Source organism: Paenibacillus sp. JT22N1 (genome assembly GCF_059692155.1).
The window spans coordinates 19,021-38,507 of record NZ_JCAUAW010000005.1; the positions used below are offsets into that span (position 1 = coordinate 19,021).

Below are 19,487 nucleotides of genomic sequence, written 5' to 3' on the forward strand. Positions count from 1 at the left end.
AATACAAGATGACTGTTGAAGTGTTGACCAAAAAAATAATCGTAAATACTTTTTTGATGATCGGTGTCGCGATCTCCATATTCCCGTTTTACTGGCTTATCGTCATGTCTACAAATGAGACAAGCGCGATGTTTGCTTTTCCTCCGAAGTTAACGTTCGGAACTAATTTTATGAATAATTTTCATCATGTATTGGAGAAAAGCAATTTTATTCGTGCATTCTTCAACACGGTTTTCATTGCATTGATTAGCTGCGCGCTTCAGTTGTTTTTCAATTCATTGACTGGATTTGCATTTGCCAAATTTAAGTTTCCGGGTTCTAAATTGCTCTTTTTTGCCATGATGGCCACGATGATGATTCCTGCGCAAATGCTGCTTGTTCCGCAATTCATCATCATTAAGGAGTTCGGGTGGCTGGGAAGTTATAAGGCCTTGATTATCCCGGGCATGGCAAGTGCATTCGGGATTTTTTGGATCAGACAATATGCGTTAGCGATCCATGATGATTTGCTCGAGGCTGCGAGAATCGATGGCTGTAATAAATTTGGACTTTATTGGCATGTTGCTTTGCCGATTTTAAGACCTGCGCTTGCCTTTCTCGCTATCACGACGTTTATGGGCGTGTGGGAAGATTATTTGTGGCCTTTGATCGTATTGACGGACACATCCAAATTCACATTAATGTTGGCTTTACAACAATTAAAATCGGCTCATACAGCAGACTATTCCATGGTCATGACTGGAGCTCTTATGGCTACCCTTCCATTGATTGTCTTCTTCCTCATTGTGAGCAGACAATTCATCGCGGGGATCACGGAAGGTGCAGTTAAAAGCTAAGACATACATTGGAAGAGAACTAGTTTTCAGAAGGTAGGGTGACAAGGTTGGCTCCGAAGATTAAGGATGTCGCCAAACAAGCAGGCGTTTCCGTGACTACGGTTTCGCGGGTGCTTAATGGAGAGAAGTATGTAAAGGACGATCTAAAAGCTAGGGTGAAGAGAGCTATTGACGAGCTCGGGTACGCGCCTAGTCATATCGCAAGGAGTCTGGTACGGAAAAAGACGAACCTTATCGGTGTCATTGTCCCAGACCTTACGTCAAGCTTTTACTCCACTATTCTAAGCAGTATTGAAGAAACAGCGAGCCTTAATGATTACAATCTTCTGGTGTGTAACATTATTGAGGATATCGATAAAGAGTTTAAATATTTAAATGTATTTAATGAAATGCGTGTAGACGGCATTATCATTATGCATGAGAAATTGAATGATGAAATCCGGGCATTTTTGAATAAGCTGGATATTCCGATTATTTTCTCAAGTGTAAGACCATCGGATCAAACGTTCCTTTCTGTGATCATTGATGATTACGCGGCAGCCTTCGATGCAACCAATTATTTGATAGAGCTTGGACATGAACGAATTGGCTTTATTGGTGGCGATATGAGAGACGTAACTTCTGGTCAAAACCGATATATCGGTTACCGAGGTGCTCTATCCGAGCGCAACATCCCAATCGTAGATGAGTACATTCGGTTCGGTGATTATAAAATACAAAGCGGATATAATCTCATGAAAGAGATTCTGGCTTGCGGTACCCATCCAACTGCTATATTTGCAGTGAGTGACGATATGGCTGTAGGTGCTATGAATTGCATTCATGACCATCAGTTGAAAGTTCCGGAAGACATTTCGATTATTGGATTCGATGGAAGCCAGTTGACGGAGTTGGTTCGTCCACAGTTATCCTCGATGGAGCAGCCTATTCAGGATATGGGGAAAGTTACGGTGGAAACGCTGCTTGATTTGATTTCAGGGGATGCGGAAACGCCGAAGGAAGATATCATTTTAAAACATAAGCTAGTTGTCCGTAATAGCTGTGGGCCTTATCGTGAAGACAAATAAGCATAGAAAAACATAGATATAGAGAAGCGTAAAAGCATAAATATTTATCTGGATTGAGAGAGGGAGAGTATATTGAAAAAATTTGATGTGGTGGTCATCGGTGACGCCAATATAGATCTCGTTGTGGCAGGACTTAATCAAATTCCTCAGCCAGGGCAGGAGATTTTCGTTGATAATATGACGATGCATGTTGGCGGGGGGGCGGCATTGTTCTCGATTTCACTCGCTAAGCTCGGGCTTCATGTGGCTTTTAACGGTGTTCTGGGAGATGATGGCTATGGCCATTATGTTCGAGAGCAGTTTGGCCAATATGGAATCGATACCAGCTTGATTAAAACGAGTACAACGAGTAACACCGGTCTCACGATCGCGATTAATCCCGAAACGGATCGGTCTTTTATCACTTATGGGGGATCCAATATGGAGCTTCAAATAAGGGATTTGGACTTGTCACAAATCGCTCAAGGGAAACATGTCCACGTGACGGGATATAGAGGAAGACGTAACCACGAGGAATTCATAGCGATGGCCAAAACACTGAAGGAGATGGGGCTAACCCTTTCTTGCGATGTAGGCTGGGATGATTCCGGCGAGTGGTTTAAGGGTGTTTTCGATTTAATGGCTTATTTTGATGTGTTTCTAATGAACGAAACGGAAGCTTTTCATTACACAGGCTTCGATCATATAGAAGAAAGCTTACGCTTTATGGCGAACTATTCCAATCATCTTGTGGTTAAACTCGGTCCAAAAGGGGCCGTAGCCATGAAGGAAGGCCAGATAACGTACCATTCGGCATTTCCTGCCGAGACTGTAGATACAACTGGCGCAGGGGATTCATTTAACGCTGGCTATATCTATGGACATTTGACGGGGCAAAATGTGGAAACATGCTTGCAGTACGGAAATGTTTGCGGAGCACTATCTGTCGGAGCTCACGGCGGCAGCACGGGTACACCGGACAAGGATGGGCTTGAGGCCTTTATCCTTCAATTCGGAGATCACATCAAAGAACGTATGGAGGCGTAATTATGAAATTGACCTTAATCGGAGGCGGCGGGGTTCGCGCCGTGTTATTTACAAAAAGCTTAACGTTAAAAGCCGAAGATGCCGGGATTACTAAGCTTGTTCTTCATGATACGGATGCGGAGCAGCTTACTGTTATTTCGAAATTATGCCAAATCGTAATCGACCGCAGCGGAATTAACCTTCAGCTGGAGACGACAACAGATAGCCGCGTAGCGATTAAGGGTGCGGACTACATTGTAACTACGGTACGTGTAGGTAAGGAATGGTCACGGTATGTAGATGAGCAGATCGCTCTAAAGCATGGCGTGATCGGTCAAGAAACCACTGGCCCAGCCGGTTTCTCGATGGCGATTCGTACGATTCCAGTTCTCATGGAATATTGCGAGATTGCCAAAGAGCTTGCACCCCAGGCTTGGATCTTTAACTTCTCAAACCCGTCTGGACTCGTTACGCAAGCATTGCGAAATGCGGGTTACGATCGGGTGATCGGCATCTGCGATTCGCCAAGCCATACGAAGCTGCGAATGGCGGAAGCGCTAGAGCTCGATCCGAAGGAGCTTGAAGTTGAATTTTTCGGACTTAATCATTTGTCATGGATGACCAAAGTGATTTACCAAGGCAAAGACATTATGTCGGAGCTTAAGAATAATCCGGATTTTACAAGTCGGGTGGATGAATTCAAAATGTTCGACACCGATTTGCTGAAATCACTTCCTTTTCTGCCGAATGAATATTTGTACTACTATTACCACCGCGAAAAGGCCTTCGCCAATATTGTCAAATCAGGAATGACGCGCGGCCAGATGATCGCTGAGAATAATAAGGAAATGTTGGATATCTTACGTAAGATGGATATTGAAAGCAACCCGGATGAAGCTATTCAAACCTATTTGTACTATACGCAAAAAAGGGAAGCTTCTTATATGGCGATTGAAACCAACTCGGAATCGAAGCCTGTTCTACCGACAGATAAGCTGGAGCTGCCTAACTCACTTGGCTATGCAGGTGTCATGCTGGATTTTGTGGAGTCGCTGCAAACGGGTGAGACCAATAATATCGTTTTATCTGTACCGAATGAAGGCAGTATCGAAGGTTTCGCGGATGATGACGTCGTTGAAATTTCTTGCGTTATTACGAAAGACGGGGCCAAGCCAGTTCAGATCGGTTCCGTGCCGGAGGAAATGAGCTTGCTGATGAAAAATGTGAAGCTGTTTGAGCGTCTGACCGTTGAGGCTGTCAAACATAAATCGCGTGATCTAGCCATCCAGGCACTCACCGTTCATCCACTTGTCAATTCCTATTCCATTGCTAAGCTGCTTGTCGATGATTATTTGGAAGCCTATAAGGATATTCTGGGGGAATGGAAATAATGACCTTGCCTAATTCTGTCACTTCCTTGCTTGAAGAAGCGGAGCTTAAACTTGCTGGGCACCCGAAACTGCTCGCCATGTTCAAGAACTGCTATCCGAATACGCTTGAAACGACAACCAAAATAATGAACGACAATACCGCATTTGTATTCACCGGGGATATCCCGGCGATGTGGTTAAGGGATTCCAGTGCGCAGGTGAGGCACTATATACCGCTCACAGCCGGAGACAAAGAACTGCAGGAAATAGTGGCTGGCTTGATTCGCAGGCAAATCGCTTATATTCATATCGACCCTTATGCCAATGCTTTCAATGAGGAAGCGAATGATAACCGGTACGATCAGGATCTGACCGAGCTGAATCCGTGGATTTGGGAACGCAAATACGAAATTGATTCGCTCTGTTACCCGATCCAACTGTCTTACTTGTTTTGGAAGGCGACCGGACGGACGGATATGTTCGATGATTCCTTCCGGTCAGCGGTTCACACTATTATCTCGCTATGGAAAACCGAACAAAGACATGCTGAACAATCTCCATACCGGTTCGCCCGTGTAGATTGTCCGCCAAGTGATACACTTCGTAATAATCGGATGGGAATGCCCGTAAATTATACAGGGATGACTTGGTCTGGATTTCGTCCAAGCGACGATGCTTGTACGTTCGGTTATTTGATTCCCGCCAATATGTTTGCGGTCGTGGTGCTTCGATACATCGAGGAAATTGCCCAGCTTGTATGGGACGATCAGGAATGTGTACAGCTTGCGGCGGAGCTTCGAGAAGAGATAGACTTTGGCATTCAAACCTACGGCACTTATCTTCATCCTAAGTATGGAAAGATCTATGCATATGAAACAGACGGATTCGGCAATTACAACCTGATGGATGACGCCAATGTTCCCAGTTTGCTGTCGATTCCTTATTTGGGTTACACGACCTCTGACGATCCAGTCTATCAGAATACGCGTAGATTTGTGCTAAGCAGTGACAATCCATATTACTTTGATGGGAAATATGCGAAGGGGATCGGAAGCCCACATACGCCTGCGGGCTACATTTGGCCGATCAGTCTGGCGATGCAGGCCCTTACCTCGGAGGATGAAACCGAAGTAAAAGAGCTTCTGGAGATGTTACTGCGAACGGATGCGGATACGGGGTACATGCATGAAGGGTTCGATCCGAATTCGCCGTCCGATTTTACGCGTCCATGGTTTGCTTGGGCGAATAGCTTATTCGGCGAGTTGATCCACCGTTTGCTGGTAAAGGGTCACTTTAATTAATAGATGTCTTTACGAGGGAGAGAGTGGTCACATTGATTCACATCAATCGATATTGGGAAGACTTAAATGTTTTGCAGGTGAACAGGGAGACTCCTAGGGCCCATTACATCCCTTATGGAGATGAGGGATCGGCGAAATCCAGAAAACGCGCTCGTTCCCCTTTTTATCAGACATTGAACGGAAGTTGGAAGTTTCAATATCATCGCAGTGTTAGGGAGGTAGAAGAAGCTTTCTACGAGGAATCGGCCAATGTCAGCACTTGGGATGAATTAATCGTTCCGTCTTGCTGGCAGGTCAATGGCTATGATCAGCTTCAATACACCAATATCAATTATCCTTTTCCTTGCGATCCCCCTTATGTACCGGATAACAACCCAGCCGGACTATATGTGAGAGAATTCAACGTTTCGGGTCACTGGGACAAAAAGGACAAATATATCGTGTTTGAAGGGGTTAACTCGTGCTTTTATCTTTGGGTAAACGGCAAATTCGCCGGTTACAGCCAAGGCAGCCGGGTACCTGCGGAATTCAACGTATCTTCCTTGCTCCGCGAAGGGAAAAACCGTATTGCCGTCATGGTGTTGAAATGGTGCGACGGTTCTTATCTGGAAGACCAAGATGCGTGGCGGTATACCGGAATCTTCCGGGATGTGTATTTGCTTGCACGCGATTCTGTCCATGTTCGAGATGTGTTCAATAAACAAACGTTCGAAGACGGTTTCCGGAAGGTTACTCTGTTGACAGAACTGGAGACGACAGGTCAGGTTGCGGTCCGAGCTGAATTAAAGGATGCTGAAGGTAACATCGTGGGTACCGACGAAGCTGCAGTCGACGGAAAAGGCACGCTCCGCTTCGAGGTGACGAATCCGGTCTTGTGGAATGCCGAGAAACCGAATCTGTACCAACTCTATGTTCATTGTGGTAATGAGGTGCTTCAATTTCCAGTCGGGTTCCGGCAAATTACAATTACGGACGGCGTTTTCCAGATCAATGGACAGGCGGTTAAGCTAAAGGGCGTTAATCGCCACGATTCCCATCCTGAGCTAGGACAAACGATTCCGCTGAATCATATGATCAAAGACCTCATTCTGATGAAGAAGCATAATATCAACACGATCCGAACCTCGCATTATCCGAACGATTCCCGATTTATGGATCTGTGCGACGAGTACGGTTTCTATGTTATTGATGAAGCTGACTTGGAATGCCATGGAATGGGGACGGCCAGCGAGGAATGGGATGATACGAATATTCATCTGCTTTCTCAGAAACCTGAATGGAAAGCTTCGTTTCTAGATCGGGCTATTCGTATGGTAGAACGTGATAAAAATCATCCATCGATCGTGATGTGGTCCATGGGCAACGAGTCTGGTTACGATGTTAACCATATCGCGATGGCTGAATGGACAAAATCGCGTGATGCATCCATACCGGTTCATTATGAAGGTGCTGCTTCGAGTCAAGCTAATCCCGACGTGGAGAGTCTCGATATGCTAAGCCGAATGTATGCTTCCGTGCAAGAAATTGAAGCGTATGCTCGGGACGAGAAACAAAAGAAGCCGCTGTTCCTATGCGAATATAGCCATGCTATGGGGAATGGGCCAGGCGATTTGAAGGATTACTGGGATGCCATTTACAAATATCCGAAGCTCATGGGCGGCTGTGTGTGGGAGTGGTGCGACCATGGCATCAAGACGGAGACGAAAGACGGTACGCCTTTCTTTGCTTATGGGGGCGATTTTGGAGATAAGCCTAACGACGGGAATTTCTGTATCGATGGTCTGATTACGCCGGATAGGAAACCACATACAGGGTTGCTTGAACTCAAGAAGGTGATCGCGCCGATTCGCATCGAAGCGCAAGATTTGCGAAAAGGTACGATCAAGGTGACGAACCTTTATGACTTCATCGATTTATCTCATTTGGGATTTCACTGGAAAGTGGAGATGGATGGTTTGGTTGTCCAACAGGGACAACTTGGGTCTATTGAAGCCGCACCGCATGGTCATCAAATGGTGACAATTCCTTATGATTTGCCGGAAACATCAACGGGAACCTATCTGCTGACCTTATCCTGTTGGTTGAAGGAACAGACGATTTGGGCGGAAGTCGGCTACGAAATCACATTTGAACAGTTTGTATTACCTGTGCAGCAGGTGAAAGAATCAGGCGATAGCCAGTGGCAGATTCCTCCTCTTCAAGCTTATCAGGAGGGAGATATCCTGACTATCGAAGGCTTTGATTTCTGTCATTCCTTTGACTTGTACAACGGAACGATACAGAAGATTTCCAAGCAGGGAGTGAATATGCTCCAGGCTCCGGCCCAGCTCACTATTTGGCGCGCTCCAACGGATAATGACATGCATGTGAAGGAAAGATGGATGAACGCCGGTTATGATCGGACAGCAATGAAAACCTACAGCTGTGAATGGACGGAAATTGACGGTACATCTGTTGAAATCAAGAGCGATTTCTCCCTCGGCGGTGATAGCCGGTTTACCATCCTTCATGGAGAAGCGATATGGAGAGTAGATGGAACTGGCGAGATTTCAGTCAAGCTGCAAGTAAAAGTGGGGGAAAAGCAGGTCTATCTTCCGCGTTTTGGCCTTCAGCTTACGATGCCTCAAGGTATGGAGGAAGTGGAATACTTAGGCTTCGGACCGCATGAGAGCTATATTGACAAGCGTCAAAGCGTGAAAAAAGGCAGATACCTGATGACCGTCGATGAGATGTTTGAAGATTACATCATGCCTCAGGAAAATGGGTCCAGGTATGGAACAGAGTGGGCTATTGTTTCCAATGAGCAGGGGATGGGGATCAAGTTTTCCTCTCCAGAGGACTTCTCCTTGAATGTGGGCCATTTTACCCCAGAGGATTTGACAAGAGCGGCTCATAACTACGAGCTTGCGAAAAGGAAAGAAACGATCGTCCATCTGGATTACAAGATGAGTGGGGTTGGATCCAATTCTTGTGGACCGGAGCTTCTTGAGTCATACCGTCTTAACGAAAAAGAATTCGCGTTTGAACTCCGTTTGCTGCCGGTGTTTAAAGAGGATGAATAGAACGGCAGCCGTACTCACTTTGATTGGTCGGTCAAATGTTTGAAGGAGGATTCATGATGAGATATATGTATATCAAGGGCGTAGATAAACCCATTTCCCGGTTGTTCATGGGAACGGGAGATTTGAGAAAATTGGAAGAGCCAGAACGGATGATGCTGGATGCTTACATTCGCGCTGGCGGCAATGCCTTCGATACTGCTCATCAATATCGGGGGAAAGAATTGGTTCTCGGCCAATGGCTCGCGGAGCAGAAAAACCGAGAGAATGTGGTCATTCTAACGAAGGGTGCTCATCATGATGACGGCAGTCCGGGTCCACGGGTAAATCCGGAAGCGATCCGCAAGGATTTAACGGAGAGTCTGGAAAGGCTAGGAACGGAGTATGTCGATCTATATGCGCTGCACCGGGACGATCCGGACGTTGCGGTCGGACCGATCATCGAAGAGCTGAATGCACACCTTGAGGCCAAGCGAATCCGGGCAATTGGAGCATCTAACTGGTCGCATAAGCGAATCCAGGAAGCGAATGAGTACGCGGCTGCCCATAAACTCACAGGTTTTTCATTCAGTAGTCCGAATCTTAGTCTTGCTAAGCCGAACGTACCCCGCTGGGAAGGCTGCGTTTCGGCAGATGAGGAAACCTGCGGTTGGCATTCGGTCAATCAGCTGCCATTATTGGCATGGTCCGCCCAAGCTGGCGGATTTTTCTCAGGAAATTTCACACCAGATAATCGTGCGGATGAGGAAATGGTACGCGTGTACTACAGCGAAAACAACTGGGAACGTTATCGTCGTGCCGCAAAGCTGGCAGAAGAGAAACAAGTTACACCGATTCAAATTGCCTTATCATACGTTCTTAATCAGTCATTCCCGACATGTGCAATCATTGGGCCTCGAAATCCCGAGGAGTTGGATTCCTCCATACAAGCTATGAATCTGCCCTTAACTGAGCAAGAGGTTGAATGGTTGGATTTGAAAAGGGAGGAGATTGCAGAATGATCAAACATAAATTAGCTGCGCAATTGTATACCTTGAGAAACGAATTGAAAAAAGATTTCCCAAGCGTACTAAGAGAGCTGAAAAAGATGGGATGGGCAGCTGTCCAAATCGATGGACTGCATGGAAACCCCGCTAAAGATATTGCTGCGGTAATGAATGAAATCGGCTTGCAAACGGCTGGCATGCATGTCGGTTTGGAGCGGTTGAAGAACGATATGGACGCCGTATTGGAGGAGGCTCGCCTTTTCGATACGAAAGATCTGATCTGCCACTCGCTCCCCGATGGGCTGCAGAATCCAGAAGGATATACTAGCGTGCGTAAAGATTTGTTGCAGGCAGCATCCAAAGTCAGCGGCATGGGATACCGCGTAGGGTATCATAATCACGATTTTGAATTTCATACGACAATCGACGGTAAATTTGCGTTGGAATATTTGCTTGAAGATCCGGCTATTTATGCGGAGATAGACACCTACTGGGTAAAAAAAGCGGATCATGATCCGCTATCCTTCATCCAAAATTATGCTTTTCGTATGCCGATCCTCCATTTGAAGGATATTACTGCAGACGAAAGAAAATATTTCGCTGAAATCGGAACTGGATTGATTGATTTCGCGCCTATCCTGAAGTGGGGATTGCAAAATGGGGTAGAATGGTTCGCTGTTGAGCAAGATTATTGCCCGGGAAACCCGATGGATAGTTTGGCGTTAAGTTATTCCAATTTGCTCAAGCTAGAGAAATTGATTCACTGAAATCGATAGGAGGAGAGATTCGATATGTTTTTTACAGAATCCAAGCTGGAAGCGAGACTGCGCGAATTAAGCGAAACCCGGTATCGCGATGCGGTACCTTTGGAGCGATTTTCAGCTACGGAAGACGAGGAAGGAACGATTGGAGCAAGGCCGCCAGTCACGCAGCCTACGTTTGAACTGAAGACTGGTGAGACTTGGAAAGGGCGCGATCGCTACGTGTGGCTATCGCGCACGATTGATATTCCAAAGGAATGGGCAGACAAAACCATTTTGGGGCGCTTCGATTTCGGTGAAACGGGCGGAGGCAACAATGACGGTTTCGAATCCTTATTATTTTGGAACGGTTCCCCTTTTCAGGGCGTAGATTCGAACCATCAAGAAGTATTTTTGCCGGAAGAAGCGGCAGGTACGAAGGGGCGGATGGATATCCGCCTGTGGTCAGGACTCGAAGGAGGCGGGAAACCGCGCGAGAAGAAGCATACGGTAAATCGCGCTGAAATCTGCTGGCTGGATGAGCGGGTTGACGATTTCTACTACACAGGACGCGCTGTGATGGAAACAATCCGCAGTCTGGATGCTAACCATCCTGAACGTACTCAGTTAGTTAAAGCGCTCGATCGTTCTTTTAAGCTAGTTGATTGGTCGAATCCGCTCTCGGACGCCTACTATGAATCCGTGTATAGTTCCCGTGAGCTGCTGCTTGAGGAATTAAATCAGATGGAGAAGAAGCATCCCGTTACGGTTACTTGTATTGGGCATACCCATATTGATGTGGCTTGGTTGTGGAGACTTAAGCATACTCGGGAGAAATGTGCGCGCTCATTCTCAACAGTACTGCGCTTAATGGAACGATTCCCTGACTATGTGTTTTTGCAGACGCAGCCTCAACTATACGCCTATATCAAGCAAGATTATCCTGATATTTACGAGCAAATTCTTGAGCGTGTACGTGAAGGGCGCTGGGAAGTTGGCGGAGGCATGTGGCTGGAAGCGGATTGCAACCTAACCTCCGGGGAATCGCTGGTGAGACAATTTTTACACGGAACCCGATTTATACGAGAAGAGTTCGGAGTGGAAAGCACCTATTTATGGCTTCCCGACGTATTCGGGTACAGCTGGGCTTTGCCGCAAATTTTGCGGAAATCCGGTTTCGATACGTTCATGACGACCAAAATCAGCTGGAACCAGTTCAATCGTATGCCTCACGATACCTTCAAATGGCGGGGAATTGATGGCACCGAAGTGTTGACGCATTTCATTACCACACCTGGCGATTGGGAAGAAGCTAACTCATTCTTCTATACGTACAACGGCGAGGTAACGCCGATGACAGTCAAAGGTACTTGGGATGCCTACCGAGATAAAGAAGTGAATCAAGAGCTTTTGCTTTCTTACGGTTATGGGGATGGCGGCGGAGGCGTCAATCGAGAGATGCTGGAGATGCGCCGTCGTTTGGAAGACATGCCTGGCCTGCCACAAGTGAAAACAGGGCGTGCAGACGAATACTTCGAGCGGTTACATGAAACTGTTGAAGCAACCGATCGTTATGTGCATACATGGGACGGTGAGCTGTATCTTGAATACCATCGCGGGACTTATACAAGCCAGGCCTATATCAAACGAATGAATCGTAAGCTGGAGCTTCTATATCGTGAAACGGAATATGTCAACGCTTTGGCCGCTTTGTTGAAATCCGATTGGAGCGTTTATCCACAGGAAATGCTTAACAAGGGTTGGACTATCATTTTACGCAATCAGTTCCATGATATTATTCCTGGTTCTTCGATTACTGAAGTCTACGAGGACAGTCGTGAGGAGTATGCGGAAGCTATGTCTATAGGGACAGCCGCGTGGAATGAAGCTGCAGCACGAATTGGAACACAGCAAGAAAAAGGTGCGGTTACGGTTCTGAATAGCGCTTCATGGGAACGCAGCGATCTTGTTGTAATCCCTGGGGAAAAAGCTGCAATTGGCAGCGTTTGGACTGATCGGGAAGGCAATCAATTGAAATCGCAATACACGGATGGTCGCTGGCTCATCGACGCACCTAAGATGCCATCATTAGGTATGACGACGATTCACTTTAATGATCAATCTCAATCAACTGCTGCTGACGAGATTCCTTTCCAACTGGAAGGACGCTCGCTGAAAACACCTCATTATGAAATTGAATGGAACGAATCCGGTCAATTGGTTCGCGTATTCGACCTAGATAATCGCCGGAACGTGCTTGCCGCAAGCTCGCGAGGCAACGTTCTGCAGGTGTTTGAAGATAAGCCGATTGATTTCGACGCTTGGGATATCGATATTTTCTACCAAGAAAAAATGCGCGAAATTACCGATCTCGTATCTGTTGAGCTCGTTGAAAAGGGACCATTAGCAGCAACTGTTGCATTCAAATGGAACTTTGCGAAGTCTACGATCTCGCAGTCGATGACTGTCTACGCAGGCAGCCGACGCATTGATTTCAGCACCCATATCGACTGGCAGGAACGTCAGCAACTGCTGAAGGTTGCATTCCCGGTAGACGTACGTTCTACGGAGGCTACTTACGATATCCAGTTCGGTAACGTCAAACGTCCGACGCATTGGAATACGAGCTGGGATTGGGCGCGTTTTGAATCCGTCGGGCATCAATGGGCGGACTTGTCTGAACGAGGATACGGCGTAAGCTTGCTTAATGATTGTAAGTATGGCTACGACATTAAGGATAACGTCATGCGCTTATCGCTAATTAAATCCGCGATTCATCCGGACCCGACAGCTGATCTTGGGGAACATTCCTTTGTGTATGCTCTTCTCCCACATGCTGGGGATTGGTATGCAGGCGGTACTGTACAGGAAGCATGGGCGCTTAACAATCCGCTGACGAGTTACGACGGCGTTCCAACGCAAGGTACACTTTCCATGTTCGAATTCTCTGCTCCAAACGTGATGGCGGATGCGATCAAGAAAGCAGAGGATGGAGAGAGACTGGTGCTGCGTATCCATGAGTTTGCTGGAGTCCGTACTCATGTGGATATTAAGAGCGATTTTAAAGTTCGATCCCTGCAGGAATGTGATTTGATGGAGCGTCCTATTGGAGACGTTGAGGCTACTAATATTGAGCTTAAGCCTTATGAAATTAAAACATTTCTTGTTAGTCTTGAAATTTAAGTAACGGTTGGAAAACCTGAATCTAATCCTAAATTCCCACCTACGTCTCAATATAGTTGCAAAACAATGGACCTAGCGGTGATTTTCCGCTAGGTTCTTCGCTTATCTCCTATATTGCATGGTTGGCTGTGGATGCTTGGACATGCGGAGCTTTTGGCAGACAATGGTGTAGTTTCGAGACTGTGGATTCATTCGGGTAATCCTCCTAATGGGCTATCGTAGTTACCCAATGTTGTAATATCTACAACAATTCACACGCCTAAAAGCCATTTTGCAGGTAGAAGTTGTAGTTTGTACAACAATTTGAACCCATTTGCTCCGTAATGGCCTGTATAGGGCCCAATTGTTGTACATTATGCAACAACGAAGGGAGAAAGGCGAGATTTAGGCAGCAATTGTTGTACGTTCTACAACATCGTTCAACCGAGCATAGGGATTCTTTCATCTAGTAACCTCACTGAGCCTATATGACGACGGATTCCGATTTTATACCCCTCAATTAAAGATTAAAATGTATTGAAAAATGCTGTTTGGAAAAAAGGTTGGCATAAAATTTCCCTGTAACCATACACTTTTAGTAAGTAAGAGGAATGGATTAATCAAAATTTAACAATTCGGGACAACGCCATTAGGGGTTTGTCCTTTTTCTTTTGTTGGTCGGACGTTGTATAATCAAGATCATCGGCAGATGACTCAGAAAGAAGGGATGACAATGCTGAAGCTAAGTATTCTTGATCAGTCACCGGTATCATCCGGGTTTACGCATAGCGAGGCGTTACAGCAAACAATTGGGTTGGCTCAGGTGGCCGACCGTCTAGGCTACACCCGATTCTGGGTGTCGGAGCATCATAACTCGGCAGGCCTTGCGGGCTCCTCGCCAGAGGTACTTCTCTCCACGCTGGCTGCCCGCACTAGTCGTATTCGGCTCGGCTCCGGCGGCGTACTGCTGCCTCATTACAGCCCCTACAAGGTCGCTGAGAATTTCCGTATGCTCGAAGCACTCTATCCAGGGCGCATCGACCTTGGCATCGGGCGTGCGCCCGGAGGCACGCCGCATACGGCCAAAGCGCTGCGAGGCATCAGCGCTGATATGTTCGAAGGACTTGAGCGGTTCCCAGCGCAAGTCACGGATCTACTCGGGTTCCTCGCCGACTCGGTGGAACCCGGGCACGTGTTCGAGGGCATCCGCGCCACCCCTTTGGTGGACTCGATGCCCCAGGTGTGGCTGCTCGGCTCCACCGGACAGAGCGGGGTGTATGCCTCGCAAGCAGGCGCAGCTTTCTGCTTCGCGCACTTCATCAACGGAGCGGGAGGACAGCATGCGGTGCGCAGCTACCGCAGCTCGTTCCGACCGTCTGCGCTGAATGTCGTACCGCAGGCGACGGTGTGCATCTATGTGCTGTGCGCTGAGACGCAGGCGGAGGCCGAGGGGCTTGCGTCTTCGATTGATTTGCGCATCCTGCAAATGGAAAAAGGCGAATTCACAGGAGTGAAATCGCCCGAAGAAGCGGCTGACTATGTGTACTCAGATTGGGATCAAACAAGGGTAAGGGACAATCGATCCCGTATGATTATTGGTGATCCGAACCAAGTAAGGGAGCAACTGCTGAACCTAGCCGAAAGCTACCAAGTCGACGAAGTGATGATCGTGGCTGGCGGCTACCGTTTTGAAACGAGACTGCAGACGATTGAATTGTTGGCAGAAGCTTTTAAACTTGAGATGAGGCAGCATGCATTTTAAACAAACGATTAACGGTTCTTACTCGGACGCTTATCGATTTCTTGTGTGACGATGAAGGCGAGCTCCTCGTTGCCGAATAGAGATAGTACGCCTAGTACAGTATCATCAGGGACTTCACCGGCTTCTTCTTTAGGAACCGTTAAATCAAGGGCTTGCTGCAGCGATTCGTTATTAGGCTGGTCGGGATAGGCGCTATGATAAAGCGCAGCAGGATCCAAATCATGGTTGATACACCATTGTGCAAAAACGAGGATCATCATATGCTCTTCACGTTTGTAATTTTCGATCATTTGCTCTTCTAATTGTTTATTATTCATATTTGAATAGACATCTCCTTAAAACAACCTCTTCCTGGTGATGGGTTCATTATAGCGAAAGATTAGGTGTAATCACAATGATTAAGAATGAGAAAATTAAAGCATCCGAGGTTCATGTTACGGGACTGCTTGGCGAAGATCTGGGCGTTATGTCCACGAAGGAAGCATTGCTGCTAGCGAAACAGCTGAAAGTGGATTTAATCTGCACCTCGCTCATGAGCAGTCCTCCCCCATGTAAGCTCATAGGCGCTGGGCAAGCGAAGCAAGAAGCACTGCAGGAAAAGCAGCAAGCCCGCAAGCGAGAGCAAGCACCGAAGGTCAAGGAGCTCCGCTTAACACCTCACATCGAAGACCATGACTTGGAGACGAAGAGGCAGCAGGCGGAGCGCATTCTGCAAGGCGGTGACGCTGTGCTGCTGGTTGTGAAGATTTCAGGCAAAGAAGGCGCGAAGGCCAAAGAATTGCTTGAGACGCTGACCAAAGATTTGAGCTCGCATGGGCGTAAGCACACAGGCATACAGCTTAGCGGTAAGCAAGCGGCTGTGCAAATGGATCCCATATAAAAAAAGCATGGACTACTCGGGATAGATCGAGCAGTTCATGCTTTTTATTGTTTGGAGACTTTGGGCTGTGTATAGATGCCACACAAAGCAAGAGAGACTTTCGGTTAATTAACTGTAATCGCTTGAGAACCCATCTGCTCCCAGACTGTTTTGAAATCAGATAAAGCATAGGATTCCTGCTTTCCGGTCATAGGATCGTTCATATAGGCGTAATCGTCGTCCCAGCCTGTTAAGAGTAAAGCGTGCTCAGGTTGATACCACTCGACTAGCTGCCCCTCTTCATCCTGCCATTCCATTTCCAGATAAGGTGTATCCATATGTTCGGTTGCCCAGATCATGGCTGGTTTTCCTTGGGCAATAATCGTGAGCAAATCATCAAAGGCAATACCAGACAAATCCGTAACTCGACCGGGTAACCATTGATCCAGCATGTCCGCGATCGGCTTATGATAAATACCATAACCTACCTCATAAGGGTTACCTACAAATACATCTTTGGGATTACTGCCAATAAATGCACCGTCGTCATTCACATAGGGCAACTCGCCTAAGGGGAGTGCATCAGCGACTTCCTCTTTGGGTACTGGGACTCCAGCCCAGTTTAGCAGCATCGTGGCAACGACTGCTTCGCATCCGTTCGGCAGCTCAGGCAGTTGCGATAGGGCAGGAACATTTTGTAACTGAAAATGATGCTCCTTATTGGGTTGAATGGATGGTGCAGGGGTATGTAATGAAATTGATATTGATATTGGTTGTTCTGTACCATCTAGATGTGGTTTAGTGACGGATATAGGTAATACCTGCTCCAGGGCAGGAGATGTTGGCATAGCGATTGCCAAACAAAAGATGCTGAATAACACTAAAAAGCAACAAGCCATTTTCTTCATTTCCCACGTCCAATCTGGGTTATCTTCTCATTACAACATGGGAAAATGCAAAAATCAAATAAAGGATTCGGCCATTTATTTCTGCAAAGTGGAAATGATCTAATCAATGCACATACAATGACAATACTGCAGCCTAGTTTAGGAGAACGGATTATTGTCAAGGGCGTAGGTTTTTTAAAGCGAACGCTCATTGCCCATTTAAATTTATGAATTATAAAACTTGGCGTATGAACTTGTGAGGTATATGCACATAGAATAGGGTAAAATGGGAGCAAAGACTCGTTTAACGGATATAAAGGGAGACTTATGAATAAACACGAGGATCAGAAAAAGGCGATGGAACAAGCCGCTATTGATATCTTTCTGGAGTTATACAATTTGAACAACGAGGTTCCCCTTCGTATGGTTCAGCAGCAAGAGAAGCCGGACGCACTGCTTGAGGATGCCAGGAATAATCGAATAGGGTTAGAAGTCACCCATCTGTTCTACGATACCGAGGAAGCACGGCTTATGCTATCGCGTTCCGAGCTGACTAAGCCTAGTGTCGAAGGAATAGATACGTTTATTAAGGTCATTAATGACCGCATTCAAAGTAAGGAACATAAATTTAAAGATTACTCACATGATTATCCCTGCATGCTGCTTATTCGTAATCTATCCCTTTTGTTTGGGATGTCCGATATACTTGGCCGGAAGCGTAATTTGGTACTACCGCATGGAAATTTCACCCAGGTGTGGCTCCTGTCTAGAGATTTCACACCAGACTGGTTATTGATTAACTTGAACGAAGTTGGTCGTGGAGGTATGAAATGAAGCGTTTCTACATGGGACTTATCGTAGCTTTTGGTGTATATGCGTTAACCTTGATCGTTTACTTCTTAAAAGGGGACTTGTTCCACATCCCATATGCACTAATTGGAACCATTGCAGACCCGCATACGTTCATGACCACACAAGAAATTACAAAGGCCGAGTCCTTGTCACGCATACGGTCGCTAGCTTATTTCCTAAGCACTCCACTGCAAATGGGGGTCCTGCTGGCACTGCTCGGAATTGCAGTAAAGTTTCGCGGTATAGCAGAGAGATTGTTCCGAGCCTCCTTCCTGCAGATGGTTTCTTTTGTGCTTTTATTTACCTTACTTATGGACGTGCTCTTGCTGCCGATTGATTATTTCCTGTTCAAAATCGATCAGGCTTATGGGTTGTCCACGGAAACACTAACCATGTTTTGGAGTGATCATGGCAAAGATTTTCTGATTAATGTCTTGGGTACGACAGTTATCGTCTGGATTTTTAGAGGGGTGTTAAAATGGAGTCCTAACCGTTGGTGGCTATGGTTCTGGCTGGTATCTATTCCGCTTATTTTGTTCGTCACTTTCATCCAGCCCGTTGTGCTGGACCCGCTGTATCACGATTTTCAACCGCTTCAAAATCAAGAGCTAAAGGCACAAATACTCCAGCTTGCTGCGCAATCACACATCCCTGCGGATCAAGTATATGAAGTCAATATGTCTGAGCGGACTCATACAATTAATGCCTATGTGAATGGCATTGGAGGGAACGCGCGCATCGTTCTTTGGGATACGATACTGAAGAAGCTGCAGCCTGATGAAATTTTGACCGTGATGGCTCATGAAATGGGACATTACGCCGAGCAGCATATCTATCTAGGGATTGCCTATGGGATCGCACTTAGTTTTATCGGTTTCTGGCTTGCCTTTCATGCTTATCGTTGGTTTATTCGACGTTGGGGTTCAATTTGGGGAATACGAGGGGAAAACGATTTGGCTGCTCTGCCGATCCTGCTGCTTATAGTAACGATCATGAGTTTTGCCTCTGCGCCAGCACAAAATGCGTTCTCGAGAGTCATCGAGCATCGAGCTGATGCCTATGCTATGAAAATGACCGGAGACGGCAGCGCCGCGATCCGCGCCTTTCAACACATTGCCAAAGAAAATCTCAGCCCCGTCACACAACCAAAGCTGGTTCAGTGGTTCCGCGGCTCGCATCCAACGATTTTGGAGCGGATTTTGTATTTCGAGCAGTTTGAAGCTAAGCGTTAGGGACGAGTATGAATCGAATGAAGAGTAGAAAGAGTTAGAAGAGAAGAAGGAGTAGAAAGAGAAGGGCGAGTAGAAAGATAGAAGATAAGTCGTAAGTATAAAGAAGGCAGGAGAAAAAAGCACGGAAGCTATCCAGAAATTCTGGATGCCTTCCGTGCTTTTTATAGACTAAGCAGGGGTAGGGCGACGAGGTTGACCTTATTTAGAAAAGCAAGTTGTAAAGAGCTCCAACAATTTCCTTGATTTCTTCTTGGAAAGCTAAGAATGTTGTATCTTCTACAACAATGTAGCCTTTGTATAGGTATTTAGAGCTACTTTAGTTGAAATTGCTGTATTTTTTACAACATTCGGGCGGAAAACGCGGATTAG

General features: G+C 46.5%; 16 protein-coding genes. 14 read left to right on the forward strand and 2 right to left on the reverse strand.

The window, feature by feature from the left end:
- Positions 1-8: 8 nt before the first annotated feature.
- The 10 genes from AC58UU_RS11260 to AC58UU_RS11305 all read left to right on the forward strand — a co-directional run bounded on the left by AC58UU_RS11260 (position 9) and on the right by AC58UU_RS11305 (position 15,288).
- Positions 9-836 (forward strand): carbohydrate ABC transporter permease, encoded by an 828-nt coding sequence (locus AC58UU_RS11260; protein WP_497315616.1) that lies wholly within the window; start codon positions 9-11, stop codon positions 834-836.
- Between the two features lie 47 nt (positions 837-883).
- A complete protein-coding gene (locus tag AC58UU_RS11265) occupies positions 884-1,903 on the forward strand; it encodes a LacI family DNA-binding transcriptional regulator (RefSeq protein WP_497315617.1) in 1,020 nt (339 codons plus the stop codon).
- 72 nt (positions 1,904-1,975) lie between these two features.
- Positions 1,976-2,929, forward strand: coding sequence for a carbohydrate kinase family protein (locus tag AC58UU_RS11270; protein ID WP_497315619.1), 954 nt, complete (start codon positions 1,976-1,978; stop codon positions 2,927-2,929).
- Positions 2,930-2,931: 2 nt separating this feature from the next.
- Positions 2,932-4,299 (forward strand): family 4 glycosyl hydrolase, encoded by a 1,368-nt coding sequence (locus tag AC58UU_RS11275; RefSeq protein WP_497315621.1) that lies wholly within the window; start codon positions 2,932-2,934, stop codon positions 4,297-4,299.
- Positions 4,299-5,579 carry a glycoside hydrolase family 125 protein gene (locus AC58UU_RS11280; RefSeq protein ID WP_497315623.1) on the forward strand — a complete coding sequence of 427 codons (1,281 nt, stop codon included), beginning with the start codon at positions 4,299-4,301 and terminating at the stop codon, positions 5,577-5,579. The genes AC58UU_RS11275 and AC58UU_RS11280 overlap by 1 nt, the downstream gene beginning before the upstream one ends.
- 23 nt (positions 5,580-5,602) lie before the next feature.
- Positions 5,603-8,641, forward strand: a complete 3,039-nt coding sequence (locus AC58UU_RS11285) for a glycoside hydrolase family 2 TIM barrel-domain containing protein (RefSeq protein WP_497315625.1) — start codon at positions 5,603-5,605, stop codon at positions 8,639-8,641.
- A gap of 56 nt (positions 8,642-8,697) precedes the next feature.
- Positions 8,698-9,639 carry an aldo/keto reductase gene (locus AC58UU_RS11290; protein WP_497316224.1) on the forward strand — a complete coding sequence of 314 codons (942 nt, stop codon included), beginning with the start codon at positions 8,698-8,700 and terminating at the stop codon, positions 9,637-9,639.
- Positions 9,636-10,391: a sugar phosphate isomerase/epimerase family protein gene (locus AC58UU_RS11295; RefSeq protein WP_497315626.1), complete on the forward strand. Its 756-nt coding sequence runs from the start codon at positions 9,636-9,638 to the stop codon at positions 10,389-10,391. The genes AC58UU_RS11290 and AC58UU_RS11295 overlap by 4 nt, the downstream gene beginning before the upstream one ends.
- Before the next feature lie 24 nt (positions 10,392-10,415).
- Positions 10,416-13,547 carry an alpha-mannosidase gene (locus tag AC58UU_RS11300; RefSeq protein ID WP_497315628.1) on the forward strand — a complete coding sequence of 1,044 codons (3,132 nt, stop codon included), beginning with the start codon at positions 10,416-10,418 and terminating at the stop codon, positions 13,545-13,547.
- A gap of 712 nt (positions 13,548-14,259) precedes the next feature.
- The gene (locus tag AC58UU_RS11305; protein ID WP_497315630.1) at positions 14,260-15,288 is read left to right on the forward strand and encodes an LLM class flavin-dependent oxidoreductase; all 1,029 of its coding nucleotides are present in this window, start codon (positions 14,260-14,262) and stop codon (positions 15,286-15,288) included.
- Between the two features lie 8 nt (positions 15,289-15,296).
- Here the strand turns inward: AC58UU_RS11305 and yxiS are convergent, their stop codons facing one another.
- On the reverse strand, positions 15,297-15,605 hold the full coding sequence (yxiS, locus tag AC58UU_RS11310) for a protein YxiS (RefSeq protein ID WP_171649491.1): 309 nt from the start codon (positions 15,603-15,605) through the stop codon (positions 15,297-15,299).
- Between the two features lie 77 nt (positions 15,606-15,682).
- Here yxiS and infC point away from each other — a divergent pair, with 77 nt between their 5' ends.
- Positions 15,683-16,168 (forward strand): translation initiation factor IF-3, encoded by a 486-nt coding sequence (gene infC, locus AC58UU_RS11315; protein ID WP_171649492.1) that lies wholly within the window; start codon positions 15,683-15,685, stop codon positions 16,166-16,168.
- A 104-nt stretch (positions 16,169-16,272) separates the two neighbouring features.
- On the opposite strand, the gene AC58UU_RS11320 is transcribed toward infC, so the two are convergent.
- Complete coding sequence (locus tag AC58UU_RS11320) at positions 16,273-16,995, reverse strand: C39 family peptidase (protein ID WP_497316226.1); 723 nt, start codon at positions 16,993-16,995, stop codon at positions 16,273-16,275.
- Between AC58UU_RS11320 and AC58UU_RS11325 the strand changes: the two genes are divergently transcribed.
- From AC58UU_RS11325 to AC58UU_RS11335, 3 genes are all read left to right on the forward strand, one after another.
- Entirely contained in the window at positions 16,877-17,158 is a 282-nt protein-coding gene (locus AC58UU_RS11325; RefSeq protein WP_497316267.1) for a hypothetical protein, read from the forward strand. The genes AC58UU_RS11320 and AC58UU_RS11325 overlap by 119 nt on opposite strands.
- A gap of 203 nt (positions 17,159-17,361) precedes the next feature.
- Entirely contained in the window at positions 17,362-17,868 is a 507-nt protein-coding gene (locus tag AC58UU_RS11330) for a hypothetical protein (RefSeq protein WP_497315633.1), read from the forward strand.
- On the forward strand, positions 17,865-19,118 hold the full coding sequence (locus AC58UU_RS11335) for a M48 family metallopeptidase (RefSeq protein ID WP_497315634.1): 1,254 nt from the start codon (positions 17,865-17,867) through the stop codon (positions 19,116-19,118). The genes AC58UU_RS11330 and AC58UU_RS11335 overlap by 4 nt, the downstream gene beginning before the upstream one ends.
- The last annotated feature ends 369 nt before the right edge of the window (positions 19,119-19,487 follow it).